Here is a 23962-nt window from a genome sequence, read left to right as displayed (position 1 = left end):
CACGTGAAACAGGACGCCCACGCCCATCGGTCACAGCTGGAGCTTGAAGCCCGTGTGAGAGGCCATGAACCCGAGCCGTTCGTAGAAGCGGTGGGCGTCGGAGCGGGTCTTGTCAGAGGTCAGCTGGACCAGCTGGCACCCTTCGTCCCGGGATTTTTCGATCGCCCACTCGATGAGCTGGGTCCCCAGGCCGCTGCCGCGCTCGTCCGCATGGATGCGCACCCCTTCGACGATCGACCTGGTCGCACCGCGCCGGGAGAGCCCGGGAATGATCGTGAGCTGGAGCGTGCCCACGACCCTGCCTTCCCGGACCGCCACGACCAGGTGCTGGTTCGGGTCGGTGCTGAGCCGCTCCAGCGCGGCCAGATACGGGGCGAGGTCGTCCGGCGACTCGCGCTGTGCGCCCAGTGGGTCGTCCGCGAGCATGGCGACGATCGCGGGGACGTCGTCGGCGGCGGCGGCACGTATCTCAAGATCTCCCATGGACGCACCTTACGCACGGTCGGCGGCGCAGATGCCGCGCGTCGGCCTGTGCTCGGGCACCCTATGCGGGCACCGGAGCCTTCAGTGTCTCCACGACCCGGACCAGCGGTGCCAGCTCGGGGTTCTTCGCCGCTTCGTCGAGCGCCTCCCGCAGGGCGGCGTCATTGGTGGGACGCGCCGCTTCCAGCAATTCGAGGCCCGCCGCGGTGACGTTGGTGTAGATGCCCCGGCGGTCGGTGGGGCACAGGTAGCGCTCCAGAAGGCCGCGGTCTTCGAGTCGGGTGACCAGGCGCGTGGTGGCGCTCTGGCTGAGGACGACCGCGTCGGCGACCTGCTTCATCTGTAGATGGCCCCCGTCGCCGTCGTGCTGCCGGCTGAGTACGTCCAGCAGGGAGTACTCGCGCGCGCTGAGGTCGTGCCCGGCCTGTAGGGCGCGCTCGATGCTGGCCTCGATCCTTCCGTGGAGCAGGGAGAGGGCGCACCAGCTCTGGGCGAGAGCGGTGAGCGCGGGGTCCGTCGCTGTCATGTGGCGTTTCCTCCGTCCCGGAGCGGCTGACATCCAGGATAGAGCAGAACCGCAATTGACGGCGTTTGCATGTAGCCCGCGTCTGCAACTATTGTGGGCGCACGCTAAGCGCTCCTGCAATCGTCTGGGAAGGTAACCCCTCCATGCCTCTCGCGCTTCTGGCCCTCGCGATCGGGGCCTTCGGGATCGGAACGACAGAATTCGTGATCATGGGCTTGCTGCCGCAGGTCGCGGCCGACTACGGGGTCTCCATCCCCACCGCCGGTTACCTGGTGACCGGCTATGCGCTCGGCGTCATGTTCGGCGCGCCGCTGATGACCGTGCTCGGCACCAAGATCTCCCGTAAGCGGATGCTGATGCTGCTGATGGGCCTCTTCATCCTGGGGAACCTGCTTTCGGCACTCGCCCCCGCCTTCTCCGTCATGCTGATCGGCCGGATCGTCGCCTCGCTGGCCCACGGCGCCTTCTTCGGCATCGGTTCGGTCGTCGCGGCGGACCTCGTCGCTCCGGACAAGAAGGCCGGCGCCATCGCGATGATGTTCACCGGCCTGACCGTCGCCAACGTCGTCGGTGTCCCGCTGGGTACGCTCGTCGGGCAGTCCGTCGGCTGGCGGGTGACCTTCGGCATAGTCGCCGCCCTCGGAGTCGTCGGCCTGGCCGGCATCGCCCGGCTCGTCCCCGACATGCCCAAGGCGGAGGGCGTGCGTCTGCGCCATGAGCTGGCCGCGTTCAAGAACGTGCAGGTCCTCCTGGCGATGGCCATGACCGTCCTGGGCTTCGGCGGTGTCTTCGCGGCCATCACGTACATCGCGCCGATGATGACGCGTGTCGCAGGCTTCGCCGACGGCTCCGTCACCTGGCTGCTGGTCCTCTTCGGCCTCGGCATGGTCGGCGGCAACCTGGTCGGCGGCAAGTTCGCCGACCGCGCCCTGATGCCCATGCTGTACGTCTCCCTGGGTGCCTTGGCCGTCGTCCTGGCCCTGTTCACCCTCACCGCCCACGACAAGCTGCTCTCTGCGATCACCATCGCGCTGATCGGTGCCCTGGGTTTCGCCACCGTGCCGCCGCTGCAGAAGCGCGTTCTCGACCAGGCACACGGCGCCCCGACACTGGCCTCCGCCGTGAACATCGGCGCCTTCAACCTCGGCAACGCGCTCTCCGCCTGGCTCGGCGGCCTGGTGATCGCGGCGGGCCTCGGCTACACCGCCCCCAACTGGGTCGGTGCCGCCCTGGCCGCCGGCGCTCTGGTCCTGGCCTTCCTCTCGGCCGCCCTGGAGCGCCGCGCCGGTGGCCCCAGCACCGTCGTCACGGGAGCCGCACCAGCCGAGCAGCGCGCTGCTGTCCATCACTGAGCGGCCGAACCACCCCCCACCTGCCCCATGGCCCGAAGCGACCGCAAGTCCTTCAGGAGAACCGCCTTCTGATCGGCGCGATCGGCGTCGGCGGCGGCGCCCCGGAGCGGGACCACGGCTTCGGCACAGCCGCCGTGGAGGCTCTCGCCTGACCCGGTCCCTGCACCGCGACGACGCCGGTTCCCTGTTCCCGGGGAGCCGGCGTCGTCGTACCGAGGCTCGTCAGCCCGCCGCGACCGTGACCGGCGCGAACCGCCGGCTCCAGTCGCCCGGCAACTCGGCGATCCCGTACGCCATCACCGAGTTGAAGGCGACGGATCGCAGGCCACGCTCCTTGACCCACGCGAGGAGTTCCTCGTGCCGCACGTCGATGTCGGTGCGCAGGGGACGGTCGGTGTGGGCGGCGAGGGAGGCGATGAGAGCCCGGGCCACCGACGTGTCGCGAGCGATGAGCGGCCCGACGACGTGGGTGTCCATGTTGGGCCAGGCGGCCGCGTACCCGACGATCCGCCCGCCGTCCTCGGCCACGCGCAACTGGTCGGCGAAGGCCGGCAGCCGGGTGACGATGTGTGTGCGGTCGCTGCCGAACACCTGCTCGTCGAGGCGGAGGATCGCGGTCAGGTCCTCGGCGGTCGCGGCGCGTGTGGCCACCTCCGGCTCCGGTCCACCGGGAGTGAAGCGTCCAGAGACCATCTCGGCCTGCCCTGTGACCTTGAAGCCGAGTTCCTCGTAGAGGGGGCGGCCGTTCGGCGTCGCGTGCAGAGTGAGGGGCGTGGTGCCCATCGCCGAGACCACGTGACGCATCAGCCGGCGTCCCACGCCCTGCCGGGCATGCCGTCCGGCGACCAGGACCATGCCGACCGCGGCGAGGGCGGGCTCCTGCGGTCCGTACTCGGTGACGACGCAGGCGCTCACCAGGCCACCCTCGGGGTCGTCGATGCCGTAGCCCTTCCCGGCCGTGAGGAGGAAGCCCCACTTGTGCTCCTCCCGTGGCCACCCCCGGTCCTCGGACAAGTCTGCGCAGGCGGCTTGATCGTGGAGCGTCAGACGACGGATGGGCAATGAGGCAAGGGAAGGAGTCGGCACGCAGGTCAGGCTGTCCGACGAGAGCCCCTGACGTCCACCTGTTTCAGCGGAGACGCACGAGCTTTTGGCCAGTTGTCGCCGCCCGCACAGGACCCGGACCGGTGCCGGATGTTTCACGTGAAACAGGTAAGAAACACCGGGCGTCCGGACGAGACGCTGAACGGGGCTGCCCGGCCTCATCGTTGACGGACTTGGCGCTTCGCGTCGCGCCCGCATTCGTGACGAGAGGAGGGGGGACTTGTGTGCAGGGCAGTGGCCGGTAGGGTCGAGTCCGGTTCGCATCCGGGACGGGACGTCCTGTCCCGTATGGGGTGGTGCAGGGCAATGCAGCCTAACGGGACGGAGAGATCTAAGACCCGTGTTTCCGGGTATGCGTCGGAAGCGGCCAGGCGGGTGGGAAGCTCGATGAGAGTCACTGCGGCCAATGTCACACTCTCGCCTTACTTGTCCGTACGGAGCCGGAATACAGGTTGAATGTGGCCGCATTGGCCGCGACATGGACGGGAACGAGACCGTCCACGGGGGAAGCAGGCACCTTCCGACTTCGGAAGTGCGCAGACCGACCGAAAGATGCTCGAGGCGAGGCACACCATGGACGCTCCGACCACCACGTCGGCCGACAACGGCACTTCTGGCGGCGGGGGCGACTGGTTCACACCCCGCAAGAACCCGACGACAGCACCGGAAGGCGACGCCCGGACGCCGGACAGCACCGGGGAAGGGCGTCGACCGGCCACGATACGCCCGGTGGGCAGGCCGGGAGCCGTCCCGGAAGCACCGGCAGACGCCACATCCGGGCCCCCCGGCTCGACATCCGGCAGTCCGGGCGCCGGTGCGCGCGACCGAGGACGTGAACAGTCGGACGCGCTGTCCACGCCCGCCCCACCGGTCGCACAGCACGCTCCGTCCCCCGCCGCGGTTTCCGGCCCCACCACCGTCTCGTCGCCGGGCCCCGCACCCACGACGCTCACCCCGACGCCCTTCGCCTCCACCGTGGCTCCGCCCCGCACTCCCCCCGAACAGCGGGCTCCCGTCCAGGAACACGCATCGGTGCCACCTTCGAGCCGGGCCGCCTCCGCACCGGCCGAAGAGGGCTCTCCTGACGCCCTCCTCATCCGCCGCACCATGGCCGAGGTCGCGCCGGTTGCCGACAAGGTCACGTCGTACTTCTACGCCCTGCTCTTCGTCCGCCACCCCGACCTGCGGTCGCTGTTCCCGGCCGCGATGGACACCCAGCGGGACCGACTGCTCCGAGCCCTGCTCACAGCCGCCGAGCACATCGACAACAAGGACGTCCTCGTCGACTATCTGCAAAAACTCGGCCGGGGCCACCGCAAGTACGGGACGCGGCCCGAGCACTACCCGGCCGTCGGCGAGTGCCTCATCGGCGCGCTGAGCAAGTACGCCGCCGGGGTGTGGAACGCGGAGACGGAGGCGGCCTGGATCCGGGCCTACACCACGATCTCCCAGGTCATGATCGACGCAGCGGCCGCGGACGAACTACGTGCCCCGGCCTGGTGGTACGCCGAGATCGTCACGCACGACCTGAGAACGCCGGACGTCGCGGTGGTCACCGTCCGACCCGACCAGCCGTACCCCTTCCTCGCCGGGCAGTACACGAGCGTGGAGACGCCCTGGTGGCCGCGGATCTGGCGGCACTACTCCTTCGCGTCGGCGCCCCGGTCCGACGGTCTGCTGTCGTTCCACGTCAAGGCCGTACCGGCCGGCTGGGTCTCCAACGCCCTGGTGCACCGCGCCCGTCCCGGCGACATCATCCGGCTCGGCCCGCCCGCGGGTTCCATGACCGTCGACCACACCACCGACAGCGGACTGCTCTGCCTGGGCGGTGGTACGGGCATAGCGCCCATCAAGGCCCTGGTCGAGGATGTCGCCGAGCACGGGGACCGCCGGTCGGTCGAGGTCTTCTACGGTGCCCGCACCGACCACGACCTGTACGACATCGACACCATGCTCCGCCTCCAGCAGACCCATCCCTGGCTCTCGGTCCGCGCGATCATCGACCAGCAGGCGCATCTGCAGCTGCCGGACGCCATACGCACCTACGGCCCGTGGGACGAGTTCGACGCCTACCTCTCGGGCCCGCCCGGGATGATCCGCAGCGGTGTGGACGCCCTGCGGGACATCGGTATCCCCTCGGACCGCATACGGCACGACTCCGTGGAGGAACTGGTCGCGGCCGGAAGCTGATCAGGCGTCTCAGCCCAGGTCGGGCGCGTGCATGGCGAGGACGCCCTCGATGTTGCCGTCCAGGTAGTGCCGCAGTGACAACGGCACGAGATGGACGGAGGCGATTCCGACCCGGGTGAAGGGCACGCGCACGATCTCGTACTCGCCGACCGGCTCGTCCACCTCGGGGCCGTGGCGCAGGGCGGGGTCCATGGACTCCAGACGGCAGACGAAGAAGTGCTGCACCTTCACCCCGGTCGCACCGCCGTCCTCCCCTATGTGCTCCATGGTGTCCACGAAGCAGGGCACCACATCGGTGATCTTCGCGCCGAGTTCTTCGTACACCTCGCGGTGCAAGGCATCGACGACGGTCGAGTCCTTGGGCTCCACCCCGCCACCGGGGGTGAGCCAGTAGGGATCCACACCCGGCTTGGTGCGTTTGATCAGGATCAGGTCGGCACCGTCCAGCAGAACGGCGCGGGCGGTGCGCTTGACCACGGGTCGGACGGTCATGAGTGAAATGTGGCCCGGCTGGTTCCACGTGAAACATCGCGAAACGTCACCGGTCGAGCTCCCAGAGTGAGGCACGGCCCCGCGCGCCCACACCTCACGTCAGTGCGACCCGGCACGCGTCTGCGGACGCCTCAGCACCAGTCGGCCGAGGATCGCAGCAACCAGTCGTGGGCCCGGGCTATATGGGGCATCGCCAGCGTCCCGGTCCGGACCACCAGGAAGTACGTCCGCAGCGGCGGCACCGCCGGCTCGTGCAGCGCGACGACATCGCCCCGCTCCAGCGCCGCCGCGCACAGATAGCGGGGCAGCACCGCCAGGCCGGCGCCCGCGACCGCGCAGGCCAGGACCGCACGAAGGTCGGGGACGATCACGGTGCCCGGGGCGGCCGGGTGCGCGTCGAAGACGGAGGCCCAGTAGCGGGAGACGAACGGCAGCGACTCGTGCACCTCCACCAGCGGCACCTTCCCGAGAGCCCCTTCCGGCCTGTGCCCGGTCCCGATCTGCTCGGACCAGCGCGGGGCAGCGACCAGAACGTGCTCCTCGTCGCAGAGCGCAGTCGCCGTGAGCAGGGCACCGCGCGGCTGGGCCGTGCTGATGGCCAGATCATGATGCCCGGCGGAAAGCCCTTCCAGCGTTTCCTCGGCGGTCCCGAAGGAAGCACGCAAGGCGAAGCCCTGGCCGTCCTCGCCGGTCAGCTCGGTGAGGGCGGGCAGTGCTCGTTCGGCGGTGAACTCCGGAGGCCCCGCGAGGTGCAGCGTCCGTAAGGAGGAGTCGTCGTCGAGGCCGGTCTCGGTGATCTCCACCAGGGCGTCGAGATGAGGTGCGGCCTTGTGGGCGAGTTCGTCGCCGATGCTGGTCGGGGTCACGCCACGGGCCTGCCGCAGGAACAGAGGGCGGCCCAGTTGCCGTTCCAGCGTCCGTATCTGCGAGGTGACAGCAGGCTGGGAGAGGCCGAGCAGGGCGGCGGCGCGGGTGAAGGAGCCGGCCCGGTGCACGGTCACGAAGGTCCGCAGCAAGGCCAGATCCACCGCGCACTCCCCTCTTCGGCCCCTGCTCCCTGCCCCGGCCGTGCCCAACTATAAATAAGTCGATAGGTCTCTGTCGCTACTGTGATTGGACACTGACAGAGAGTCAACTAGCCTTGGTCGCGCGGTTCTTGCGCGCGGAACCGGAGGACGGTCCGAGCCACGAGGGGGGAGGCTCGGACCGTCCGTGGGGGTGGTCAGACGGCCGACTCGTCCAGCGCGCGCCGCACATCCGCCACCAGGTCCTCGGGATCCTCGGCGCCTACCGACAGCCGGATGAAGCCCTCCGGCACCGCGTCTCCGCCCCAGCGGCCACGTCGTTCGGCCGTGGACCGCACACCGCCGAAGCTCGTCGCGTCGTCCACAAGGCGCAGCGCGCCGAGGAACCGGTCGGCACGCGCGCGGGTGGGCAGCGTGAACGACACGACGCAGCCGAAGCGCCGCATCTGCCGCGCGGCGATCTCGTGGGAGGGGTCGTCGGGCAGGCCGGGGTAGCGCAGCCCTGCCACCTCGGGCCGCTCGCGCAGCGCCTGCGCGACCGCCAGGGCCGTCGCGCTCTGCCGGTCGACCCGCATGTGGAGCGTCGCGATCGAACGGTGTGCGAGCCAGGCCTCCATGGGCCCGGGAATCGCACCGACGATCTTGCGCCAGCGGCGCACGGCAGCCATGGCCTCGGCGTTCCGGCCGACCACATAGCCGAGGAGGACATCGCCGTGGCCGGTGAGCTGCTTGGTGCCGCTGGCCACGGCGAAATCGGCGCCGAGCTCCAGCGGACGCTGGCCGAGCGGTGTCGCGAGGGTGTTGTCGACGGCCACCAGGGCACCACGCGCGTGCGCCGCCTCGGCGAGCCGCCTGATGTCACACACGTCGAGCCCGGGATTGGAAGGGGTCTCGATCCACAGCAACCTCGCACCGTCGAGGACGTCGAGCTGGGCGTCCCCGCCGGTGGGCGCCGTGCGCACCTCGATGCCGTACGCCTCCAGCTGAGCGCGGACCAGTGGCAGCGCCTGGTAGCCGTCGTCGGGCAGGACACACACGTCGCCGGTGCGCAGCTGGGAGAAGAGCACCGCCGAGATCGCCGCCATGCCCGAGGCGAAGACGAGCGTCTCCGCGCCGTCCCGGCCGGGCGCCTCCAGCTCGCCGACGGCGCGTTCCAGCAGCGTCCACGTCGGGTTCTCGTCGCGGCCGTACGTGTAGGGACCCGTCGGGTCGCCCGGGAGATGGAAGTGGGCCGCGAACACCGGGCCGGGCAGGGTGGGCTCGTGCTTGACCGGCTCGGGCAGCCCGGCCCGCACCGCGCGCGTGCCGTCAGCGGCGCCCACGGGCAGGCCGGCAGTGCCCGTCACCTCGCCCGCGGCCCCCGTCACGTCATCTGCGGCATCTGCCCCGCGGCCTTCGGCACCCGTCGCGGAATCACTCATGCCGCCTGTCCCTCCACGTCCTCGCGCACCGCGGCAAGCAGACCCGTGCTCGCCGCCTCCACCATCTCAAGGCACTCCTCGAAGCCGTCCGTTCCCCCGTAGTAGGGGTCCGGTACGTCGAGGTCGTCGCCGGCGGCGGGATCGTACGAGCGGAGCAGCCGTACCTTCCCCGCGTCCTGCTCGGTGGGCGCGAGACGGCGCAGAGCCCCGAGATGGCCGGAGTCGAGGGCGATCACGAGGTCGAGGCGGGAGAACCACGACGACTGGAACTGCCGGGCCGTGTGGCCGCCCGGGTATCCGTTGTCCTCCAGGACGGCCACGGTGCGCGGGTCGGCGCCGTCGCCCTCGTGCCAGCCGCCCGTACCGGCGCTGTCGACCTCCACCAGCTCGTCGAGACCGGCCTCCGCCACCCGCGCGCGGAACACGATCTCGGCCATCGGCGAGCGGCAGATGTTGCCCGTGCAGACGAAACACACCCGGTACGTCATGTCCGCTCAGTCCCCGTCGGGCAGGATGACGTGCAGCGCCCAGGAGACGACCGAGATGATCAGGCCTCCCACGACGGCCGTCCAGAAGCCGTCCACGTGGAAGCTCAGGTCGAGCTTGTCCGCCAGCCACGAGGTGAGCAGCAGCATCAACGCGTTGACGACCAGCGTGAACAGACCGAGGGTCAATATCAGCAACGGCAGGCTGAGGAGCTTGACCACCGGCTTGACCAGGAAGTTCACCAGGCCGAAGAGCAGCGCCACGATGATCAGGGTGGCGAACTCCCTGCCCGTGCTGTCACCGGTCAGGGTGATCTTGTCGAGCAGCCATACGGCGACCGCCAGGGCGCCCGCGTTCGCGATCGTCTTGACTAGGAAATTCATCATGTGTCTGATCGTGGCAGACCTGATCGGACACGGGCACAAGAGGCAGGGGCGGACAAGGCGATGAAAGCATTCCGGCTGGACGAACTGGAGGCGGAGCGCGCCGCCAACGAGGGCGCCTACCTGCAGTTTCTGCGGGAGCAGAACATGTCGGTCGGCTTGTACGCCCTCGACGCGGGCGAACAGGATCCGCAGAAGCCGCACAATCAGGACGAGGTCTACTTCATTGTGAGCGGCCGGGCCGCGATCACCGTCGGCCTGGAGACGACCCAAGTGGCGCGTGGCAGCGTGATCTACGTGCCGGCGGGCGTCGCCCACAAGTTCCACCACATCACCGAGGACCTGAGGGTGCTGGTGGTCTTCTCTCCGCCCGAGAGCTGACGCGGAGTCTCAGGGTTCCCTAGGGGGTCGGTCAGGGGAGGACAAGGGATGCGAGGCGCCCGTTCGACCCCCTTGCGGACCTAGCATCGAGTGCAGGACATCAGAGATCCGACAGGACCGACAGGACCCGGCACTCGAACGGGCGGAGAGGCAAGGACGAGGGCGATGCGAGAGATCTTCACGGGACTGCCGTGGTGGGTGAAGTGGATCGCGGTGCCGGTCATCGCCCTGGTCGTGTTCGGCGGGCTGATCGCCAGCGTGGTCGGTTTCGTCATCGGACTGCTCTTCAAGGTGCTGGTCTTCGTGGCCCTGGTCGGCGGACTGATCTACGTCGTACGTAAGTTCACGTCGAGCTCCTCGTCGCGCAGCGACTGGTGAGACCAGTGGGAAACCGGTGGGGGTAGCGGGACACGCCTGGAATCACCGGTTCCCTCGGGCGGGGGAAGTTTCCCGGCTGGGCCGTCTGCACGCGGTGGCAGGCGAATAGAGTCCGGAACTCGACGCGGGGACTTCCCCGCGAGCGGCATTCACCCCCACCCGTGTTCTCCGCACGGGCCTGCCCCCTCGCGCTTCGGGAGAGCCCCTTGGTCCCGGCTGACACCGCACCCGTCCACCTCCGCACCGTCCCCGCGCAACCCCGCTCGGCGGCGCCCTCCGGGCCACCGTCTCCCGTTGCCGCACCGCCTCCGCCGACCCTGATCGGGTCCGTGCGGCGCGCGATGCGGCTGCTGGAGACCGTCGCCGCGCACGAGTACGGCGCCCCGGCCAAGCAACTGGCGCGTGAGACCGGGCTGGCGCTGCCCACGACGTACCACCTGCTGCGCACGCTCGTGCACGAGGGCTATCTGCGCCGGGACAGGGGCCTGTTCTTCCTCGGGGACGCGGCCGAGCGGCTGAGCAGCAGCGGGGCGCGGCAGAAACGTCGCAGCACGATCGTCGACGCCCTGGCGCACTGGCGGGACGCCCTGGGCGTGCCCGTCTACTACGCGGTCTACCGCGAGGGCGAGATCGAGGTCATGTGCGTCTCCGACACACCCGTCAACCCGGCGGTCGAGGAATGGGCCGACTTCCGGGAGACCGGGCACGCGCACGCCGTCGGGCAGTGCCTGCTGTCCCAACTGGACGAGGAGACCCGCCGTGACCACCTCGACCGCTATCCGGTGCAGCCCCTCACGCCCTACACGGTGCGCGACAACCACAGCCTGCTCAGGCGCCTGGAGCGGATCCGGCGGATGGAACCGGTGACCGAGCGCCAGGAGTACGCCCTGGGCGCGGTCTGTGCCGCGATCCCCCTCACCCTCGGCACCACGGCAGCGACGATGGCCATCTCACTCCCCGCACACCAGGCCGACCGGCTGCTGCCCGCGGCCCGGCAGTTGCAGGCCGAGATGGGGCGGCTGCTCGGCTCACTCGCGCTCTCTATCAGTATGTGAAAACTCACTCCTTGTGATCTGCTGTGTACGTTCAGCAAGATTCCACCAAGTGTCAGAGGTTCGTTCCCGGCCAGTAACGGCGATTGACGGGGTTATCGATGCGCGAGTCCGTACAAGCAGAGGTCATGATGAGCTTTCTCGTGTCCGAGGAACTCTCCTTCCGCATTCCGGTGGAGCTGCGCTATGAGTCCAGTGATCCCTATGCCGTCCGGCTGACATTCCACTTGCCCGGTGATGCCCCGGTGACGTGGGCTTTTGGGCGGGAGTTGCTGATCGACGGGGTCGGCCGACCGTGCGGGGAGGGCGATGTGCGCGTCACGCCCGTCGAACCCGATGCGCTGGGCGAGGTGTTGATCCGGCTTCAGGTGGGCAGCGACCAGGCCTTGTTCCGTTCGTCGACGGCACCGCTCGTCGCTTTTCTCGACCGTACGGACAAGCTGGTGCCGCTGGGCCAGGAGGGCTCGCTCGCCGACTTCGACGCGCACCTCGACGAGGCTCTGGACCGCATCCTCGCCGAGCAGGGCGCCGGCTGAGACATGGCCCGGCGGCACGGTGGAGTAACGCTTCGCCGGGCGCCGCCGAGCTGTACAGGAACGCTTCTTCCCGCGATCGCCCTACGTCCTTCCTCCAGCCGGGCGAGACGCCTCGGGCTGTCAGGCGTCAGCGCTTGCGGCGCCTGCCCCTTCCCCCGCGCGCCGGAACCGCGGAGGCCTCCGGGGCGGGTTCCGTGCCGGGGCGGTCGGCCGAGACCATGAGCGCCGCCAGGGCGGTGGTGACCGGCACCGAGGCGACCAGGCCGATCGAACCGACCAGCGTGCGCACGATCTCCTCCGCGACCAGCTCGCTGTTGGCGACCGTCCCCACACTGCTCTGCGCGATGGAGAACAGCAGCAGCAGGGGCAGCGCGGCACCCGCGTAGGCGAGGACGAGGGTGTTGACGACCGAGGCGATGTGGTCGCGGCCGATCCTGATGCCCGCGCGGTAAAGCCCCCGCCAGCCCATCGACGGGTTGGCCTCGTGCAGCTCCCAGACCGCCGAGGTCTGCGTGACCGTCACGTCGTCGAGTACGCCGAGCGAGCCGATGATGACGCCGGCCAGCAGCAGACCGCTCATGTCGATCGTCGGGTAGAGGCCGTGGATCAACCCGGTGTTGTCGTCGGTGTTCCCGGTCAGGGCGGCCCAGTCGATGAACACCGAGCCGAGGATGCCGATCAGCAGCAGTGAGATGAGGGTGCCGAGCACCGCCACGGATGTCCGGGCGGACGGGCCGTGACACAGGTACAGGGCGATGAGCATGATGGCGCTGGCGCCGACCACCGCCACGACCAGCGGGTTGGAGCCCTGCAGGATCGCGGGCAGGATGAAGAAGTTCAGCACCATGAAGCTGATGGCCAGGGCGACCAGCGCCATGACACCCCGCATCCGCCCGACGGCCACCACGGCCAGGGCGAAGATGCCCGCGAGCAGCGCCATGGGCAGACGGCGGTTGATGTCGGTGACCGAGTACTGCAGGTCCTTCGGCGCCGAGGGCTCGTAGGCGACCACGACCTCCTGACCCTCGTGCAGCTGGCGGGACTGGTCGGGCTGGACGATCTCGGTGAACGTACGGCCCTTGTCGTCGCCGCTGTCGACCCGGATGGTCGCCCGCTTGCAGGTGCCCTTCTCCTCCTGCACCGCGGAGGAACCCTCGGCCGTGGAGGTGTCACCGGTCGGCGGCACGCCCGAAGCGCCGGCCTCCTTGCAGCTCACCTCGACCACCTTGGTGACGGTGGCGTCCTGCGTCTGCCGGTCGAAACCGACGCCGGTGCGCTCGTGCGCCGGAGCGCCCCCCGGCCACAGCACGGCGAGGCCGACCAGCACGGCAGCGGCGAACGGGATCAAAATCGCCGCGATGACCTTGCGCAGATGCAGGGAGACAGGCGTGGCCGGACCGTGACTGTGAGAATGCCCGTGCCCGCCACCCGATCCGGAACCGGGGCCGTGCCCGTCGCCACCGCCCTGACCGTGGCCCTGTCCGCTGCCTCCGCCGGGACCGCGGCCGTGCCCGTCGCCTCCGCCGGGACCGTGCCCGTCGCCTCCGCCGGGACCGTGCCCGTCGCCTCCGCCGTGTCCGTGCCCGCCACCTCCGGTGGGCCCTGATCCATACCCACCACCGGTGCCATGTCCGGGGCCCTGCCCGCCGATGGGAACACCGCGGTCGGCATGACCGCCCGGAGAACCGGTGCGTCGGCCGCCGCCGGAGCCCGGGCCGTACTCACCACGGTCCCCAGGGCCGAACTCCGTGTCCTGCCCGTACCCGAGTTCAGGGCTCTGCCCTCTGGCCGGTCCCTGTCCTCTGGCCGGTCCCTGCCCGGCTCCGGCGGCGAAATCATGGCCGTCACCACGGCCGTTGCCGTTTCCGGCGCCGGATCCGCGGGGCGGCTCGGGCGGTGGGAAGGAGGGACGCTGCGTCGTGGTCACCGCCCGATCATCGCAAGAACGAGGGGGGCCCTCTGTTCACCGCGCCAGAATCCCCGCTAGCGTGGGGGCACCTTTTGTACACGCGGGAGCTCGGAGCACCGGGCTGAGAGGGCGCTGACCTCCGTCCCAGCGATGTTTCACATGAAACATCGCCGGAGTCGAGTGATGTTTCACACGAAGCATCGCCGGACGGAAACGGCTGCGTCGACCGCCGAACCTGTTACCGGGTAATGCCGGCGTAGGGAGTAGGTCTCATGACCAACAAGGACGCACGCACGCCTGCCTCCGTTCAGGACGAGACGTCCGAGGAGGCCGGGAAGTCCATCGGCTGGCACAAGGCGTACATCGAGGGCAGCCGCCCCGACCTGCGCGTGCCGGTCCGCCAGGTGCACCTCACCAACGGCCGGTCGGTCACGCTGTACGACACGTCAGGCCCCTACACCGATCCACTCGTCGACACCGACGTCCGCAGGGGTCTGTCACCGCTGCGCGAGAACTGGATCATCGCCCGCGGCGACACCGAGGAGTACGCGGGCCGCCCCGTCCGTCCCGAGGACGACGGCATCAAGCACACCTCGCCCCGTGGCGGTCTCCGCAACCTGGACGCGGTCTTCCCCGGCCGGCCCCGCCAGCCGCGCCGCGGCAGGGACGGAGTGGCAGTCACCCAACTCGCGTACGCCCGCCGCGGCGAGATCACGCCCGAGATGGAGTACGTGGCCATCCGGGAGAACGTCTCGCCCGAGGTGGTCCGCGACGAGATCGCCGCAGGTCGGGCCGTGCTGCCGGCCAACGTCAACCACCCGGAGATCGAGCCGATGATCATCGGCAAGCGATTCCTGGTGAAAGTCAACGCCAACATCGGCAACTCGGCGGTGACCTCCTCCATCGAGGAGGAGGTCGAGAAGATGACCTGGGCGACCCGTTGGGGCGCCGACACGGTCATGGACCTGTCCACCGGTCGCAACATCCACACCACGCGTGAGTGGGTGCTGCGCAACTCCCCCGTGCCCATCGGCACCGTGCCGCTCTACCAGGCCCTGGAGAAGGTCGACGGCCGGGCCGAGGAGCTGACCTGGGAGATCTACAAGGACACGGTCATCGAACAGGCCGAACAGGGCGTGGACTACATGACGGTCCACGCGGGTGTGCGCCTGCCGTACGTGCCGCTCACGGCGAACCGCAAGACCGGCATCGTCTCCCGCGGCGGCTCGATCATGGCTGCCTGGTGCCTCGCGCACCACAAGGAGTCGTTCCTGTACGAGAACTTCGAGGAGCTGTGCGAGATCCTCGCAGCGTACGACGTCACGTACTCGCTCGGGGACGGCCTCAGGCCCGGTTCGATCGCGGACGCCAATGACGAGGCGCAGTTCGCGGAGTTGCGCACACTCGGGGAACTCAACCGGATCGCGAAGCGTTTCAATGTCCAGACCATGATCGAGGGCCCGGGCCACGTCCCGATGCACAAGATCAAGGAGAACATCGACCTTCAGCAGGAGATCTGCGATGAAGCTCCGTTCTATACGCTCGGCCCGCTGACCACGGACGTCGCCCCGGCGTACGACCACATCACCTCCGGCATCGGTGCCGCGATGATCGCCTGGTGGGGCACGGCGATGCTGTGCTACGTGACGCCCAAGGAGCACTTGGGCCTGCCGAACCGTGACGACGTCAAGACCGGCGTCATCACCTACAAGATCGCCGCCCACGCAGCCGACCTCGCCAAGGGCCACCCGGGTGCACAGGAGTGGGACGACGCGCTGTCGGACGCTCGTTTCGAGTTCCGGTGGGAGGACCAGTTCAACCTGGCCCTCGACCCGGACACGGCACGGGAGTTCCATGACGAGACCCTGCCCGCGGAGCCCGCCAAGACGGCTCACTTCTGCTCGATGTGCGGTCCCAAGTTCTGCAGCATGAAGATTAGCCAAAGCATCACAGAGCGGTTCGGCGGTGCGGCGGCTGAGGGGGCCTCGTCGGAGGAGATCGCTGAGGGGATGCTCCAGAAGTCGAAGGAGTTCGCCGAGGCGGGCAATCGGGTGTACCTGCCGATCGCCGACTGAGCCTGAAGCGCTGGAGTCAACGACTCGCGGGAAGTACTACCACTGCGAAGCGACGGGCCGGAACCGCAGCTTGGTTCCGGCCCACGCTGACACCGTGTACTACTGGCCGCAAGTGCAGCGCTGTAGTCGGCGCTGCATGACCCCCCAGTGCTCGGAACGCCTGTGCTGCAGCCTTGGCCAACCATCGCGCTCGGAGACCCGCAACCTCATGTTTCGCTCAACATTCCTACTGGCCGGTCACATAAGCGGCGTGGTGATCATAGGATCACACCCAGTCAAGCGCTCAGACGGAGCGATACTTGAAACGGGGTACATACGTGCGCATCACCGCGAGGAGAGGCTTCGCAGTCTCCGCCGCGACCATGGCAATGCTGGCCGGGCTGACCACCCAGGCATGTGCCGATAACCCTCTGCCGACGGGTACCGAAACCAGCCAGGCAAGCACGCCGGCCGATGACACGGTTCTCCAGCCAGGGCCGCCGACACCTGAGGAAGAGGACGTAACGGAGATCCCGGCGGGGGACGTCGACAAGACGCCTGATGTTCCGGAGGAGCCGCTCCCGGGAGGAAAGCCTCCTACCGGAGTTCCCCCTGCGGAGTACTGCGGGCCGACAAAGAACGTCTACCGACCCACAGGGAACAAGGGGAGGAAGATCAAGGGAATCGGACCTACCCAGTCCAACTACAACCAGGGTTCTCGCACTGCCACCTCGAAGTTCATCGCCGAGGCAGGCGGAGAAGCAGGCGTGGCCATCAGCGGTGAGCTCAAGACGTCCGTGAAGGCCATGGTCGGCGAGATCGAGGCGAAGTACGGTGTCGAGCTCTCCCTGAAGATGAACGCCAAGATCGGAAACTGGATCGAGGTCAAGACGCCCCCGAAGAAAACCTCCTTCGGCAAGTACGGGGTATGGCGCATGAAGAACACCGGCACCAGCTACACGATCTACAGCAACTGCCAGACGTCCGCGAAGAAGACCGTCACCAGTTACACGCCCTGGTACGTGGGTTGGCACGTATGGGAGCGCTAGGGCTGGCCGCACGCCGAAACCGACGTCGAGTGGTTTCGCTCGCGGGCATCATTCTGATCGCCGCAGGCGCAGGGGGATGCTCGGAGGAAAAACCGACGAGCGCGCAGTCATCGACCTCTTCCACGACGCGAAGCCCGGGCCCTGAGACAACGAGTCGTGAAGAACCTGCATCAAGCGGGTCTGCGTCGAAAGCGCCGAAGCTCCCTGATGGGCATGTGCTTGCTCAGGCAGAGAACCGCTTGGGAAACAGCACTCTGCCCGTAGAGAAGCTTGTTGCCGGGGATCCGCTGGCCGTCATGGTGACATGCGAGGGAAAGGGAACCCTGACCGTCTCGCTGACGCCCCAGGACATAACCTTCCCCTTGGAATGCGCCGAAGGGAAAGCCAGCACCACTTATAATCAAATAGACCTGAAACGCGACCGCGATTCGTCTTCTATTAAGATTGCGGCTCCCTCAACAGTCCGCTGGTCCCTTACAGCCGGACAGTAGCGGCGCGAGTGTAACTGCGGGGCGTCCCGGTGTTTACCGGAACGCCCCGCAGTCCACGCTCGCACCCACGTCGATGTTGCCGACGTAGACAGGCTAGTACTCCACTGGCGTTACGCCCGACGGCGAGTATGGCCACTCCCATCTGGTCCGCTGCGAACCCCTTGGTGACGACCTGGATCTCGTCAAGCAGGCGCATCGGTTGGGGTCGCGTCAAGCTTCTCAACCTCATTGATGAGCTCAAGCACGTTCTGATATCTATCGGCAAGATCGTGCGCTGTGCATTTTCGGACGATCCGGCTTGCTGCTTCCGTTCCGGACATCAGCGCCTCTCTGCCGCTGAATACATAAGAAAGTACGTGCCCAACCGCATAGATCTCGTTGCGTATGTCATATTCCTTGAAGCTGGAAAGCAATGGGTCGCGAATCGTGCCGCGCATCTCCGTCTTAGTTCGAGTATATTCGGACTTCTTGTCTTTAACTAGACCGAAGTCCGAGAGCTTCACCAGAACTGCTCCGCCAGCGAACGTTTTTACAAGGACATTCTGGAGGCTAATGTCGCGATGGAGTAAGTTCTCGTTGTGGATGTAATTGATACCATACAAAAATTGAAGAGCAATGCGCTTCCGTGACGCAAACCGTAGTGTGCTATTGCGCCGCTTGATATAGGTGCGAAGGGTATCCTCGCAAAATTCCATCTTATATTCGTGGCCAGTCTCGTCGTACTGGTAGACCTGGACAACGTAGGGAAAACTCAGGCGCTTGAGTATGTTGAACTCCTGCCGAAAGCGATGGAGATCTCGTTCACTCAGGTCCTTCTTGGCTCGCTTGACTGCAAATTTGAACACGGCGGAACACGGACCGAGGTCGAGGAGGGCATGGCCCTGAAGTCGAAGGAGTTCGCGGCGAGCGGGAACCGCGTGTACCTGCCCATCGCGGACTGACCGCCGCGCGCAGGCCGGGGCCGACGGGCCCCGGCCTGTGGGAGGTGCCGTGCGAGGAGCCGCCCGGGTCTCGCCGTCCGTGGAGGGCGGGGTGCCCGGAGGGGATCCGACGGTTACTCCGGCTGGTGCTCCGGTCCTCCGAAGTCCGGGCTGGTGTAGTCCGGGCTGCTGAAGCTGGGGCGTGAGCCGCGGTCGCCGTCGTCCGGGCTGGTGAACCCCGGGCGGCCGTAGCCGAGGTGCGGCATGCGGCTGACCGGAGTGGACGAGGGCGTGTGGTGCAGCGCGGCGGCCGCGCCGGGGTCGGCGAGTGCCTCCCGCAGGAAGGGCAGGATGCCGCGTTCCAGCAGGGCCTCGTGCCAGGCCTCCTTGGCCTGGGCCACCTCGCCCTGCAGTTCGCCGAACGGCCCGCCCTCGGCCGTGGGCTTGTTGCGCAGAGCGGTGAGCAGCAGCCCCACCGCGGCGACGAGGATCGCGACCGCGGTGACGGCACCGAACACCCAGCCCGTGGTGAGCATGGTCCGGGCGAACCCCTGCTCGGGGTCGAGCATCCGCAGGATGTAGCCGACGAGCAGGAAGATCGCCGCGGCGGTGCCGGCCAGGACGGGTGCGAGGACGGCGACGACGGCGACGGCGCCCGCGCCGGTGGTCTCGGCGACCCCTCCCACAGTGGCGGCCAGCCCCGACGCGCCCGTGCCCGGCTCCGAGGAGTTGGAGCCGCGCACCGGTGAGCCGGCCGATGCCGGCTGACGCAGTTCGTCGCGGACCTTGACGTAGTGCTGGTACTCGGTCGAGGCGGCCGCCGTGATGAGCGCGGTGGCGCTCAGCGCCATGGTGCGCAGCTGTTCGGGGTTGAGCCGCTGTCCGACAGCGGCCAGTTCCGGACGGTGTGGTGCGGAGCGCAGCGCCTCATCGAGGATCCGCTCGTATTCCTGGCGGTCCTCGCTCAGCAGGTGCTGCGGAACGCTGTTCATGTGCATCCCCCGATGCTCCGTAGGGCTTGGGGCTCGGCATGCTGACGAGCCGTCGGGCAGAAACGGAGGGGAGCCTGCTACGGATAAGCCGATGGTAGAGCGGTGACGGTATGCGGTGACAGGGGGTTTACCGAAATTGACCCCTCACCGGCCCGGTTCTCCGGCCGGGAACGCCTGCCCGGTGAACGTTCACGTATCCAGCGGCAGTTGCTGGACCAGCAGTTTTCCGGCCATGGTCACGCCGCCGTCCATCGCGATGGCGAGTCCGCCGGCGTAGACGTGCGGTCCCTCGATCACGGGGTCGCGGTCGTCCTCGTCGTCCTCGGAGCCGACCTCGCCCAGCAGATAGGGGATCGGGCTGTGCCCGTGAACGATGCGGTTGCCCCCGTACGTATCGAGCAGCGTGCGTACGGCGTCCGCGCCGCCCTCGTCGCGGAAGGAGAACCGCTTGGTGAACTTGCGGAACAGGTCCCAGACCTCGTCCGCGTCGTTGCGGGTGATCGTCTCGCGGACGGTGTCGTTGACTTCTTCGATGGAGCGGCCGTAGTCCAGGTAGGCGGTGGTGTCGGAGTGGACGAGGAGGTGGCCGTCGACCTCCTCGACGGCGTCCAGGCGGGACATCCACTGCAGGTGGTGGTCCTGGAGGCGGTCCATGTCGGTCTTCTGGCCGCCGTTGAGCAGCCAGGCCGCCTGGAAGGTGGCGGTGCCCGCGCCGGAGTTGACGGGGGTGTCGCCGAATCGCTTCGCACCCAGCAGCAGCAGTTCGTGGTTGCCCATGAGCGCCTTGCAGTAGCCGCCGGCCGCGGCGGCCTCGGCGGACAGCCGCATCACCAGGTCGATGACGCCGATGCCGTCCGGGCCGCGGTCGGTGAAGTCGCCGAGGAACCACAGCCGGGCGGTGCCCGCGCACCAGCTGCCGGCCGCGTCGAGCAGGCCCTTCTCCTGGAGGGCCGACACCAGCTGGTCGAGGTAGCCGTGCACGTCACCCACGACGTACAGCGGGCCCTGCCCGGAGGTGGACTGCGGGGCGGCGGTCTCGGGATCCACGGTCACCTGAACAGTGTCACCCCGGTTCACGACGGGAAGGTCGCGCTGGGTCGGCGTGTATCCCTCGGGGTAGGCCTCCTCGGGCGGCGGGGCGACCTCGCCGGGGTGAACGCTGTGGACGTACGGACCGGCCTCGTGGACGTACGCGGGCACCCGGAAGTCGCGCAACGTCGCCGTGCGCTCCACCTCGGGTCCCTGACCGGCCCCCTGAGTCATCGACCCCTCCACCATCGCGCCGCATTGCACCGCATCGGACTGCCTGGTCGTAGCGGCCCGCGGGTGTCGTGGGCCCATCATAGGAATGCGGATCGCGCCATGTGATGACCCAGGGGTGGTGAATCAGAGCAAGAGTCCAGTTCACTGCGGCTTTCGCCCCGATTGGGCCGGGCTTTGACCACCGTGTGACCGCCCGCGCTCTTCTTCTCTTCGCGAGAACGATCCCTTCTCTCCGGGGGACCGGCCCTGTTTCTCCCCAGGAGGGCGACCTTCCTCTTGCTCGTGCGGGAGCTACGTGTCCTCGGATGATCGCGGAGGGCTGACCGTCGTGCGCGGCGGGCGTCGCTGGGACGAGGTGCGCACGATCAGCTCCGTCGGTATCACCTGCTCCACCGGGTGGTCGGATTCCACCCCCTCGATGGCGTCGATGAGGAGCTGCACCACCGCTGTGCCGATGCGGCGGGGTTTCAGGGAGAGCGTGGTGATGGGCGGCTCGGTGTTGGCGTACACCGTGGACTCGCTGCAGCAGACCAGCAGCAGGTCGTCGGGGACGCGCAGACCGTAGCGGCGGGCGGCGGCGAGCAGGTCGGTGCCGTTCGGGTCGAACAGTCCGTAGACCGCGTCGGGCCGGTCGGGCCGGGCGAGGAGCCGGTCGGCGGCGACGGCGCCCGCGCACGGATCGTGCGCGGGATAGGCCTCGTACACCGGATCCTGGCCGACGCGCTCGCACCAGCGCAGGTAAGCGGTGGTCGACAGGTGGGTGTAGGTGTCCGTCGTCGTGCCGGTCAGCAGGCCGATGCGGCGGGCGCCGGCATCGGCCAGGTGGTCGAGGATGCCGAGGACGGCGGCCTCGTGGTCGTTGTCGACCCAGGCCGTGACCGGCAGCGCACCGGCCGGGCGGCCGTCGGAGACCACCGGCAGACCCTGCCGGACCAGCTCGCTGACGACCGGGTCCTGGTCGGAGGGGTCGATGACGACTGTGCCGTCCAGGGCGACGTTCGACCACACGTCGTGGCGGGAGGTCGCGGGCAGGATGACGAGCGCGTAGCCGCGGGCGAGCGCGGCGGAGGTGGCGGCTCGTGCCATCTCGGCGAAGTACGCGAACTCCGTGAAGGTGAAAGGTTCATCCCCGTATGTGGTCACGGTCAGGCCGATGAGGCCCGACTTGCCGGTACGGAGGGTCCGGGCGGCGGCCGAGGGCCGGTAGCCCAGGCGGTCGGCGACTTCCCGGACATGGCGCCGGGTGGCGTCCGGGAGTCGCCCCTTGCCGTTGAGGGCGTCGGAGACGGTCGTGATGGAGACTCCGGCGGCGGCGGCCACGTCTCTGATGCCGGCCCGACTCGGCCGACTGCCTCGTCGTGAGGTTTCCGCGCGGCTCACCTGGTGCTTCCCTGCTGCTGTCATGGCGAGCCGATAGTAGGGCTCATGCCGTGGGGTAGTGCGGACGCATATGCACGCGTTGACAGGCACGTTTCTGCATGATCAATTAAGCCCAATTGCCTTGGAAGTCATGGGTGTTGAGCGCTTTCTTTACAGTACGTGTCCTGTCGGAGCGCACGTGCCTGCCAACTGGCCGAGGTTGCGAAGAGGTCTCAACTCACCTGCACGGGGGATGCGCGCCACGGAGTGCACCACCGGCGCATAGATATATGTACGGCGCGCCCCCGGGTTCGTACGCCTTGGTGCGGTGATGCCCCAGATGCCGGTGGGACGGGGGGAGGGCGGGGCCGGCCGCTTGGTCGTGGCTATACGCAGCGGCGCCGAATCCTCATAAGGTGAGGAGTATTGGATGTCGGCGGCGGTCCTGGGCCGCCGGTCTTCACGAGGAGGACTGCGGTGAGCGAGACGAGCCCCAAGCTGCGCGCCGAGCTGGAGGGGATCCCCACCTACAAGCCGGGCAAGCCCGCCGCGGCAGGTGGTCCGGTGGCCTACAAGCTGTCCTCCAACGAGAACCCCTATCCGCCGCTGCCGGGCGTGATGGAGACCGTGACGGCGGCGGCCTGCAACTTCAACCGCTACCCGGACATGGCCTGTACAGGGCTGATGAACGAGCTGTCCGAGCGGTTCGGGGTGCCTCTGGCCCACCTGGCCACCGGCACCGGCTCGGTCGGTGTCGCCCAGCAGCTGATCCAGGCGACCGCAGGCCCCGGTGACGAGGTGATCTACGCCTGGCGCTCTTTCGAGGCGTACCCGATCATCACGCAGATCAGCGGCGCGACGTCGGTCCAGGTGCCGCTGACGCCCGGGGATGTGCACGACCTCGACGCGATGGCCGACGCGATCACTGATCGGACCCGGCTGATCTTCGTCTGCAACCCCAACAACCCGACCGGCACGGTGGTGCGGCGAGCGGAGCTGGAGCGCTTCCTCGACCGGGTCCCGCGCGATGTACTGGTGGTCCTCGACGAGGCGTACCGCGAGTTCATCCGCGACCCGGAGGTGCCGGACGGCGTCGAGATCTACCGGGACCGGCCCAACGTCTGTGTCCTGCGGACCTTCTCCAAGGCCTACGGCCTGGCCGGCCTGCGCGTCGGTTTCGCCATCGCCCATGAGCCGGTGGCCGCGGCGCTGCGCAAGACGGCGGTGCCGTTCGGCGTGAGCCAGCTCGCGCAGGAGGCGGCGATCGCCTCACTGCGGGCCGAGGACGAACTGCTCGGCCGGGTCGGCTCGCTGGTGTGTGAGCGCACGCGCGTGGTCGAGGGGCTGCGCTCGCAGGGCTGGACGGTGCCCGAGACCCAGGCCAACTTCGTGTGGCTGCGACTGGGGGAGCACACGGTCGCGTTCGCGCAGGCCTGCGAGCAGGCGGGTGTGGTGATCCGGCCGTTCCCGGGCGAGGGTGTGCGGGTGACGGTGGGGGAGGTCGAGGCGAACGACATCTTCCTGAAGGTGTCGGAAGGGTTCCGCAAGGAGCAGTAGGGCTTCGTGCGCCCGCCAGGCGGCAAGGAGCGGCAACTCTCCGCCAGCCTGGTCAGGCGTCCACGAGTTCCACGCGGAGGGGATCTCCGTCCCGCACGGTCGCGAGCAGCCCGGGGTCGCCGTGGACGCGGCCCGGGACATTGCACGGGCCGGCGAGGCGGCACTCATCGCCCGTGAGATCGGAGTGGGTCCGTAGGGGAGGGCGAGGGCATCGCCGTCGGTCCAGAAGGCGACGGTGCCCGGCTCGACGACCTCTCGGGTGGCTGTTTCACGTGAAACCGACACCCCCGTGTCGAAGTACACCTCCGTACACCTCCGTGCCCCAGGTGCGGGCCGTGGAGACGAGCGGCAGTGACCGTCGTCCTGGGCCCGGCCGCGGTCACCGCGTCCGCCCTCGCACGCGGGCCGCGCGCGGCAGGCGCCTTGGTGGGAGCCTGGCTGGTCGGAGTGTCGTCAAGTGACGCGGTGAGATGACCCGCGGGTCGGCAGATCCGTATCTGTAGCGGTATCTGCATGCCGCCGATTCAACAATGTGTTGAAGTTCGAGCCAGGGGTCGCG

At 68.5% G+C, this 23962-nt stretch carries 22 protein-coding genes and 3 pseudogenes; 11 read left to right on the top strand and 14 right to left on the bottom strand.

Annotated features, from left to right (window positions below; translation table 11 throughout):
- Positions 1-30 precede the first annotated feature (30 nt).
- Both ACZ7EG_RS11120 and ACZ7EG_RS11115 read right to left on the bottom strand, forming a co-directional pair.
- Complete coding sequence (locus ACZ7EG_RS11120) at positions 31-483, bottom strand: GNAT family N-acetyltransferase (RefSeq protein ID WP_471075446.1); 453 nt, start codon at positions 481-483, stop codon at positions 31-33.
- 61 nt (positions 484-544) lie between these two features.
- Entirely contained in the window at positions 545-1009 is a 465-nt protein-coding gene (locus ACZ7EG_RS11115) for a MarR family winged helix-turn-helix transcriptional regulator (RefSeq protein WP_471075443.1), read from the bottom strand.
- Positions 1010-1152: 143 nt separating this feature from the next.
- Between ACZ7EG_RS11115 and ACZ7EG_RS11110 the strand changes: the two genes are divergently transcribed.
- Both ACZ7EG_RS11110 and ACZ7EG_RS11105 read left to right on the top strand, forming a co-directional pair.
- The gene (locus ACZ7EG_RS11110; RefSeq protein ID WP_471075441.1) at positions 1153-2361 is read left to right on the top strand and encodes an MFS transporter; all 1209 of its coding nucleotides are present in this window, start codon (positions 1153-1155) and stop codon (positions 2359-2361) included.
- 68 nt (positions 2362-2429) lie between these two features.
- Positions 2430-2513: pseudogene (locus ACZ7EG_RS11105) on the top strand (heme-binding protein); the annotation flags it as partial.
- 70 nt (positions 2514-2583) lie between these two features.
- Here the strand turns inward: ACZ7EG_RS11105 and ACZ7EG_RS11100 are convergent.
- Positions 2584-3447 carry a GNAT family N-acetyltransferase gene (locus ACZ7EG_RS11100; RefSeq protein ID WP_471075438.1) on the bottom strand — a complete coding sequence of 288 codons (864 nt, stop codon included), beginning with the start codon at positions 3445-3447 and terminating at the stop codon, positions 2584-2586.
- A 570-nt stretch (positions 3448-4017) separates the two neighbouring features.
- Between ACZ7EG_RS11100 and ACZ7EG_RS11095 the strand changes: the two genes are divergently transcribed.
- On the top strand, positions 4018-5655 hold the full coding sequence (locus ACZ7EG_RS11095; protein ID WP_471075435.1) for a globin domain-containing protein: 1638 nt from the start codon (positions 4018-4020) through the stop codon (positions 5653-5655).
- A 9-nt stretch (positions 5656-5664) separates the two neighbouring features.
- Here the strand turns inward: ACZ7EG_RS11095 and ACZ7EG_RS11090 are convergent, their stop codons facing one another.
- The 5 genes from ACZ7EG_RS11090 to ACZ7EG_RS11070 form a co-directional block, all read right to left on the bottom strand.
- The gene (locus tag ACZ7EG_RS11090; protein WP_471075432.1) at positions 5665-6147 is read right to left on the bottom strand and encodes an NUDIX domain-containing protein; all 483 of its coding nucleotides are present in this window, start codon (positions 6145-6147) and stop codon (positions 5665-5667) included.
- Positions 6148-6278: 131 nt separating this feature from the next.
- Positions 6279-7175 (bottom strand): LysR family transcriptional regulator, encoded by an 897-nt coding sequence (locus ACZ7EG_RS11085; RefSeq protein ID WP_471075429.1) that lies wholly within the window; start codon positions 7173-7175, stop codon positions 6279-6281.
- A gap of 194 nt (positions 7176-7369) precedes the next feature.
- The gene (locus tag ACZ7EG_RS11080) at positions 7370-8593 is read right to left on the bottom strand and encodes a cystathionine gamma-lyase (protein WP_471075426.1); all 1224 of its coding nucleotides are present in this window, start codon (positions 8591-8593) and stop codon (positions 7370-7372) included.
- Positions 8590-9081 carry a low molecular weight protein-tyrosine-phosphatase gene (locus tag ACZ7EG_RS11075; RefSeq protein WP_471075423.1) on the bottom strand — a complete coding sequence of 164 codons (492 nt, stop codon included), beginning with the start codon at positions 9079-9081 and terminating at the stop codon, positions 8590-8592. The genes ACZ7EG_RS11080 and ACZ7EG_RS11075 overlap by 4 nt, the downstream gene beginning before the upstream one ends.
- Positions 9082-9087: 6 nt before the next feature.
- The gene (locus ACZ7EG_RS11070; RefSeq protein ID WP_471075420.1) at positions 9088-9465 is read right to left on the bottom strand and encodes a phage holin family protein; all 378 of its coding nucleotides are present in this window, start codon (positions 9463-9465) and stop codon (positions 9088-9090) included.
- A gap of 60 nt (positions 9466-9525) precedes the next feature.
- Between ACZ7EG_RS11070 and ACZ7EG_RS11065 the strand changes: the two genes are divergently transcribed.
- The 4 genes from ACZ7EG_RS11065 (at position 9526) to ACZ7EG_RS11050 (ending at position 11809) form a co-directional block, all read left to right on the top strand.
- Complete coding sequence (locus ACZ7EG_RS11065; RefSeq protein WP_053670113.1) at positions 9526-9843, top strand: cupin domain-containing protein; 318 nt, start codon at positions 9526-9528, stop codon at positions 9841-9843.
- 165 nt (positions 9844-10008) lie between these two features.
- The gene (locus ACZ7EG_RS11060) at positions 10009-10221 is read left to right on the top strand and encodes a DUF5326 family protein (protein WP_020271174.1); all 213 of its coding nucleotides are present in this window, start codon (positions 10009-10011) and stop codon (positions 10219-10221) included.
- A gap of 317 nt (positions 10222-10538) precedes the next feature.
- On the top strand, positions 10539-11276 hold the full coding sequence (locus ACZ7EG_RS11055; protein ID WP_471077045.1) for an IclR family transcriptional regulator: 738 nt from the start codon (positions 10539-10541) through the stop codon (positions 11274-11276).
- Positions 11277-11374: 98 nt separating this feature from the next.
- Complete coding sequence (locus tag ACZ7EG_RS11050; protein ID WP_033309865.1) at positions 11375-11809, top strand: SsgA family sporulation/cell division regulator; 435 nt, start codon at positions 11375-11377, stop codon at positions 11807-11809.
- 127 nt (positions 11810-11936) lie between these two features.
- Here the strand turns inward: ACZ7EG_RS11050 and ACZ7EG_RS11045 are convergent, their stop codons facing one another.
- Positions 11937-13460: a YibE/F family protein gene (locus ACZ7EG_RS11045; protein ID WP_471077042.1), complete on the bottom strand. Its 1524-nt coding sequence runs from the start codon at positions 13458-13460 to the stop codon at positions 11937-11939.
- Between the two features lie 530 nt (positions 13461-13990).
- On the opposite strand from ACZ7EG_RS11045, the gene thiC reads away from it, so the two are divergent.
- Positions 13991-15793, top strand: a complete 1803-nt coding sequence (gene thiC, locus ACZ7EG_RS11040; protein WP_471075416.1) for a phosphomethylpyrimidine synthase ThiC — start codon at positions 13991-13993, stop codon at positions 15791-15793.
- Between the two features lie 317 nt (positions 15794-16110).
- Positions 16111-16821 (top strand): hypothetical protein, encoded by a 711-nt coding sequence (locus ACZ7EG_RS11035; protein ID WP_471075413.1) that lies wholly within the window; start codon positions 16111-16113, stop codon positions 16819-16821.
- A gap of 673 nt (positions 16822-17494) precedes the next feature.
- On the opposite strand, the gene ACZ7EG_RS11030 is transcribed toward ACZ7EG_RS11035, so the two are convergent.
- Positions 17495-18157, bottom strand: a complete 663-nt coding sequence (locus tag ACZ7EG_RS11030) for a protein kinase family protein (protein WP_471075410.1) — start codon at positions 18155-18157, stop codon at positions 17495-17497.
- Here ACZ7EG_RS11030 and ACZ7EG_RS11025 point away from each other — a divergent pair.
- Positions 18134-18253 (top strand): annotated as a pseudogene (locus tag ACZ7EG_RS11025) (thiamine biosynthesis protein ThiC); the annotation flags it as partial. The gene ACZ7EG_RS11030 and the pseudogene ACZ7EG_RS11025 overlap by 24 nt on opposite strands.
- 113 nt (positions 18254-18366) lie before the next feature.
- Here the strand turns inward: ACZ7EG_RS11025 and ACZ7EG_RS11020 are convergent.
- From ACZ7EG_RS11020 to ACZ7EG_RS11010, 3 genes are all read right to left on the bottom strand, one after another.
- The gene (locus tag ACZ7EG_RS11020; RefSeq protein WP_471075407.1) at positions 18367-19230 is read right to left on the bottom strand and encodes a hypothetical protein; all 864 of its coding nucleotides are present in this window, start codon (positions 19228-19230) and stop codon (positions 18367-18369) included.
- 183 nt (positions 19231-19413) lie between these two features.
- Entirely contained in the window at positions 19414-20502 is a 1089-nt protein-coding gene (locus ACZ7EG_RS11015; protein ID WP_471075404.1) for a metallophosphoesterase, read from the bottom strand.
- 276 nt (positions 20503-20778) lie between these two features.
- Positions 20779-21891 carry a LacI family DNA-binding transcriptional regulator gene (locus ACZ7EG_RS11010; protein WP_471075401.1) on the bottom strand — a complete coding sequence of 371 codons (1113 nt, stop codon included), beginning with the start codon at positions 21889-21891 and terminating at the stop codon, positions 20779-20781.
- Between the two features lie 432 nt (positions 21892-22323).
- Between ACZ7EG_RS11010 and hisC the strand changes: the two genes are divergently transcribed.
- Positions 22324-23403, top strand: coding sequence for a histidinol-phosphate transaminase (gene hisC / locus ACZ7EG_RS11005; protein WP_471075398.1), 1080 nt, complete (start codon positions 22324-22326; stop codon positions 23401-23403).
- Between the two features lie 52 nt (positions 23404-23455).
- Here hisC and ACZ7EG_RS11000 read toward each other — a convergent pair.
- Positions 23456-23918 (bottom strand): annotated as a pseudogene (locus tag ACZ7EG_RS11000) (cyclophilin-like family protein).
- Positions 23919-23962 lie beyond the last annotated feature (44 nt).

Source organism: Streptomyces sp. NPDC037100 (assembly GCF_055606225.1).
This window is presented reverse-complemented; position numbering and strand designations above follow the sequence as displayed.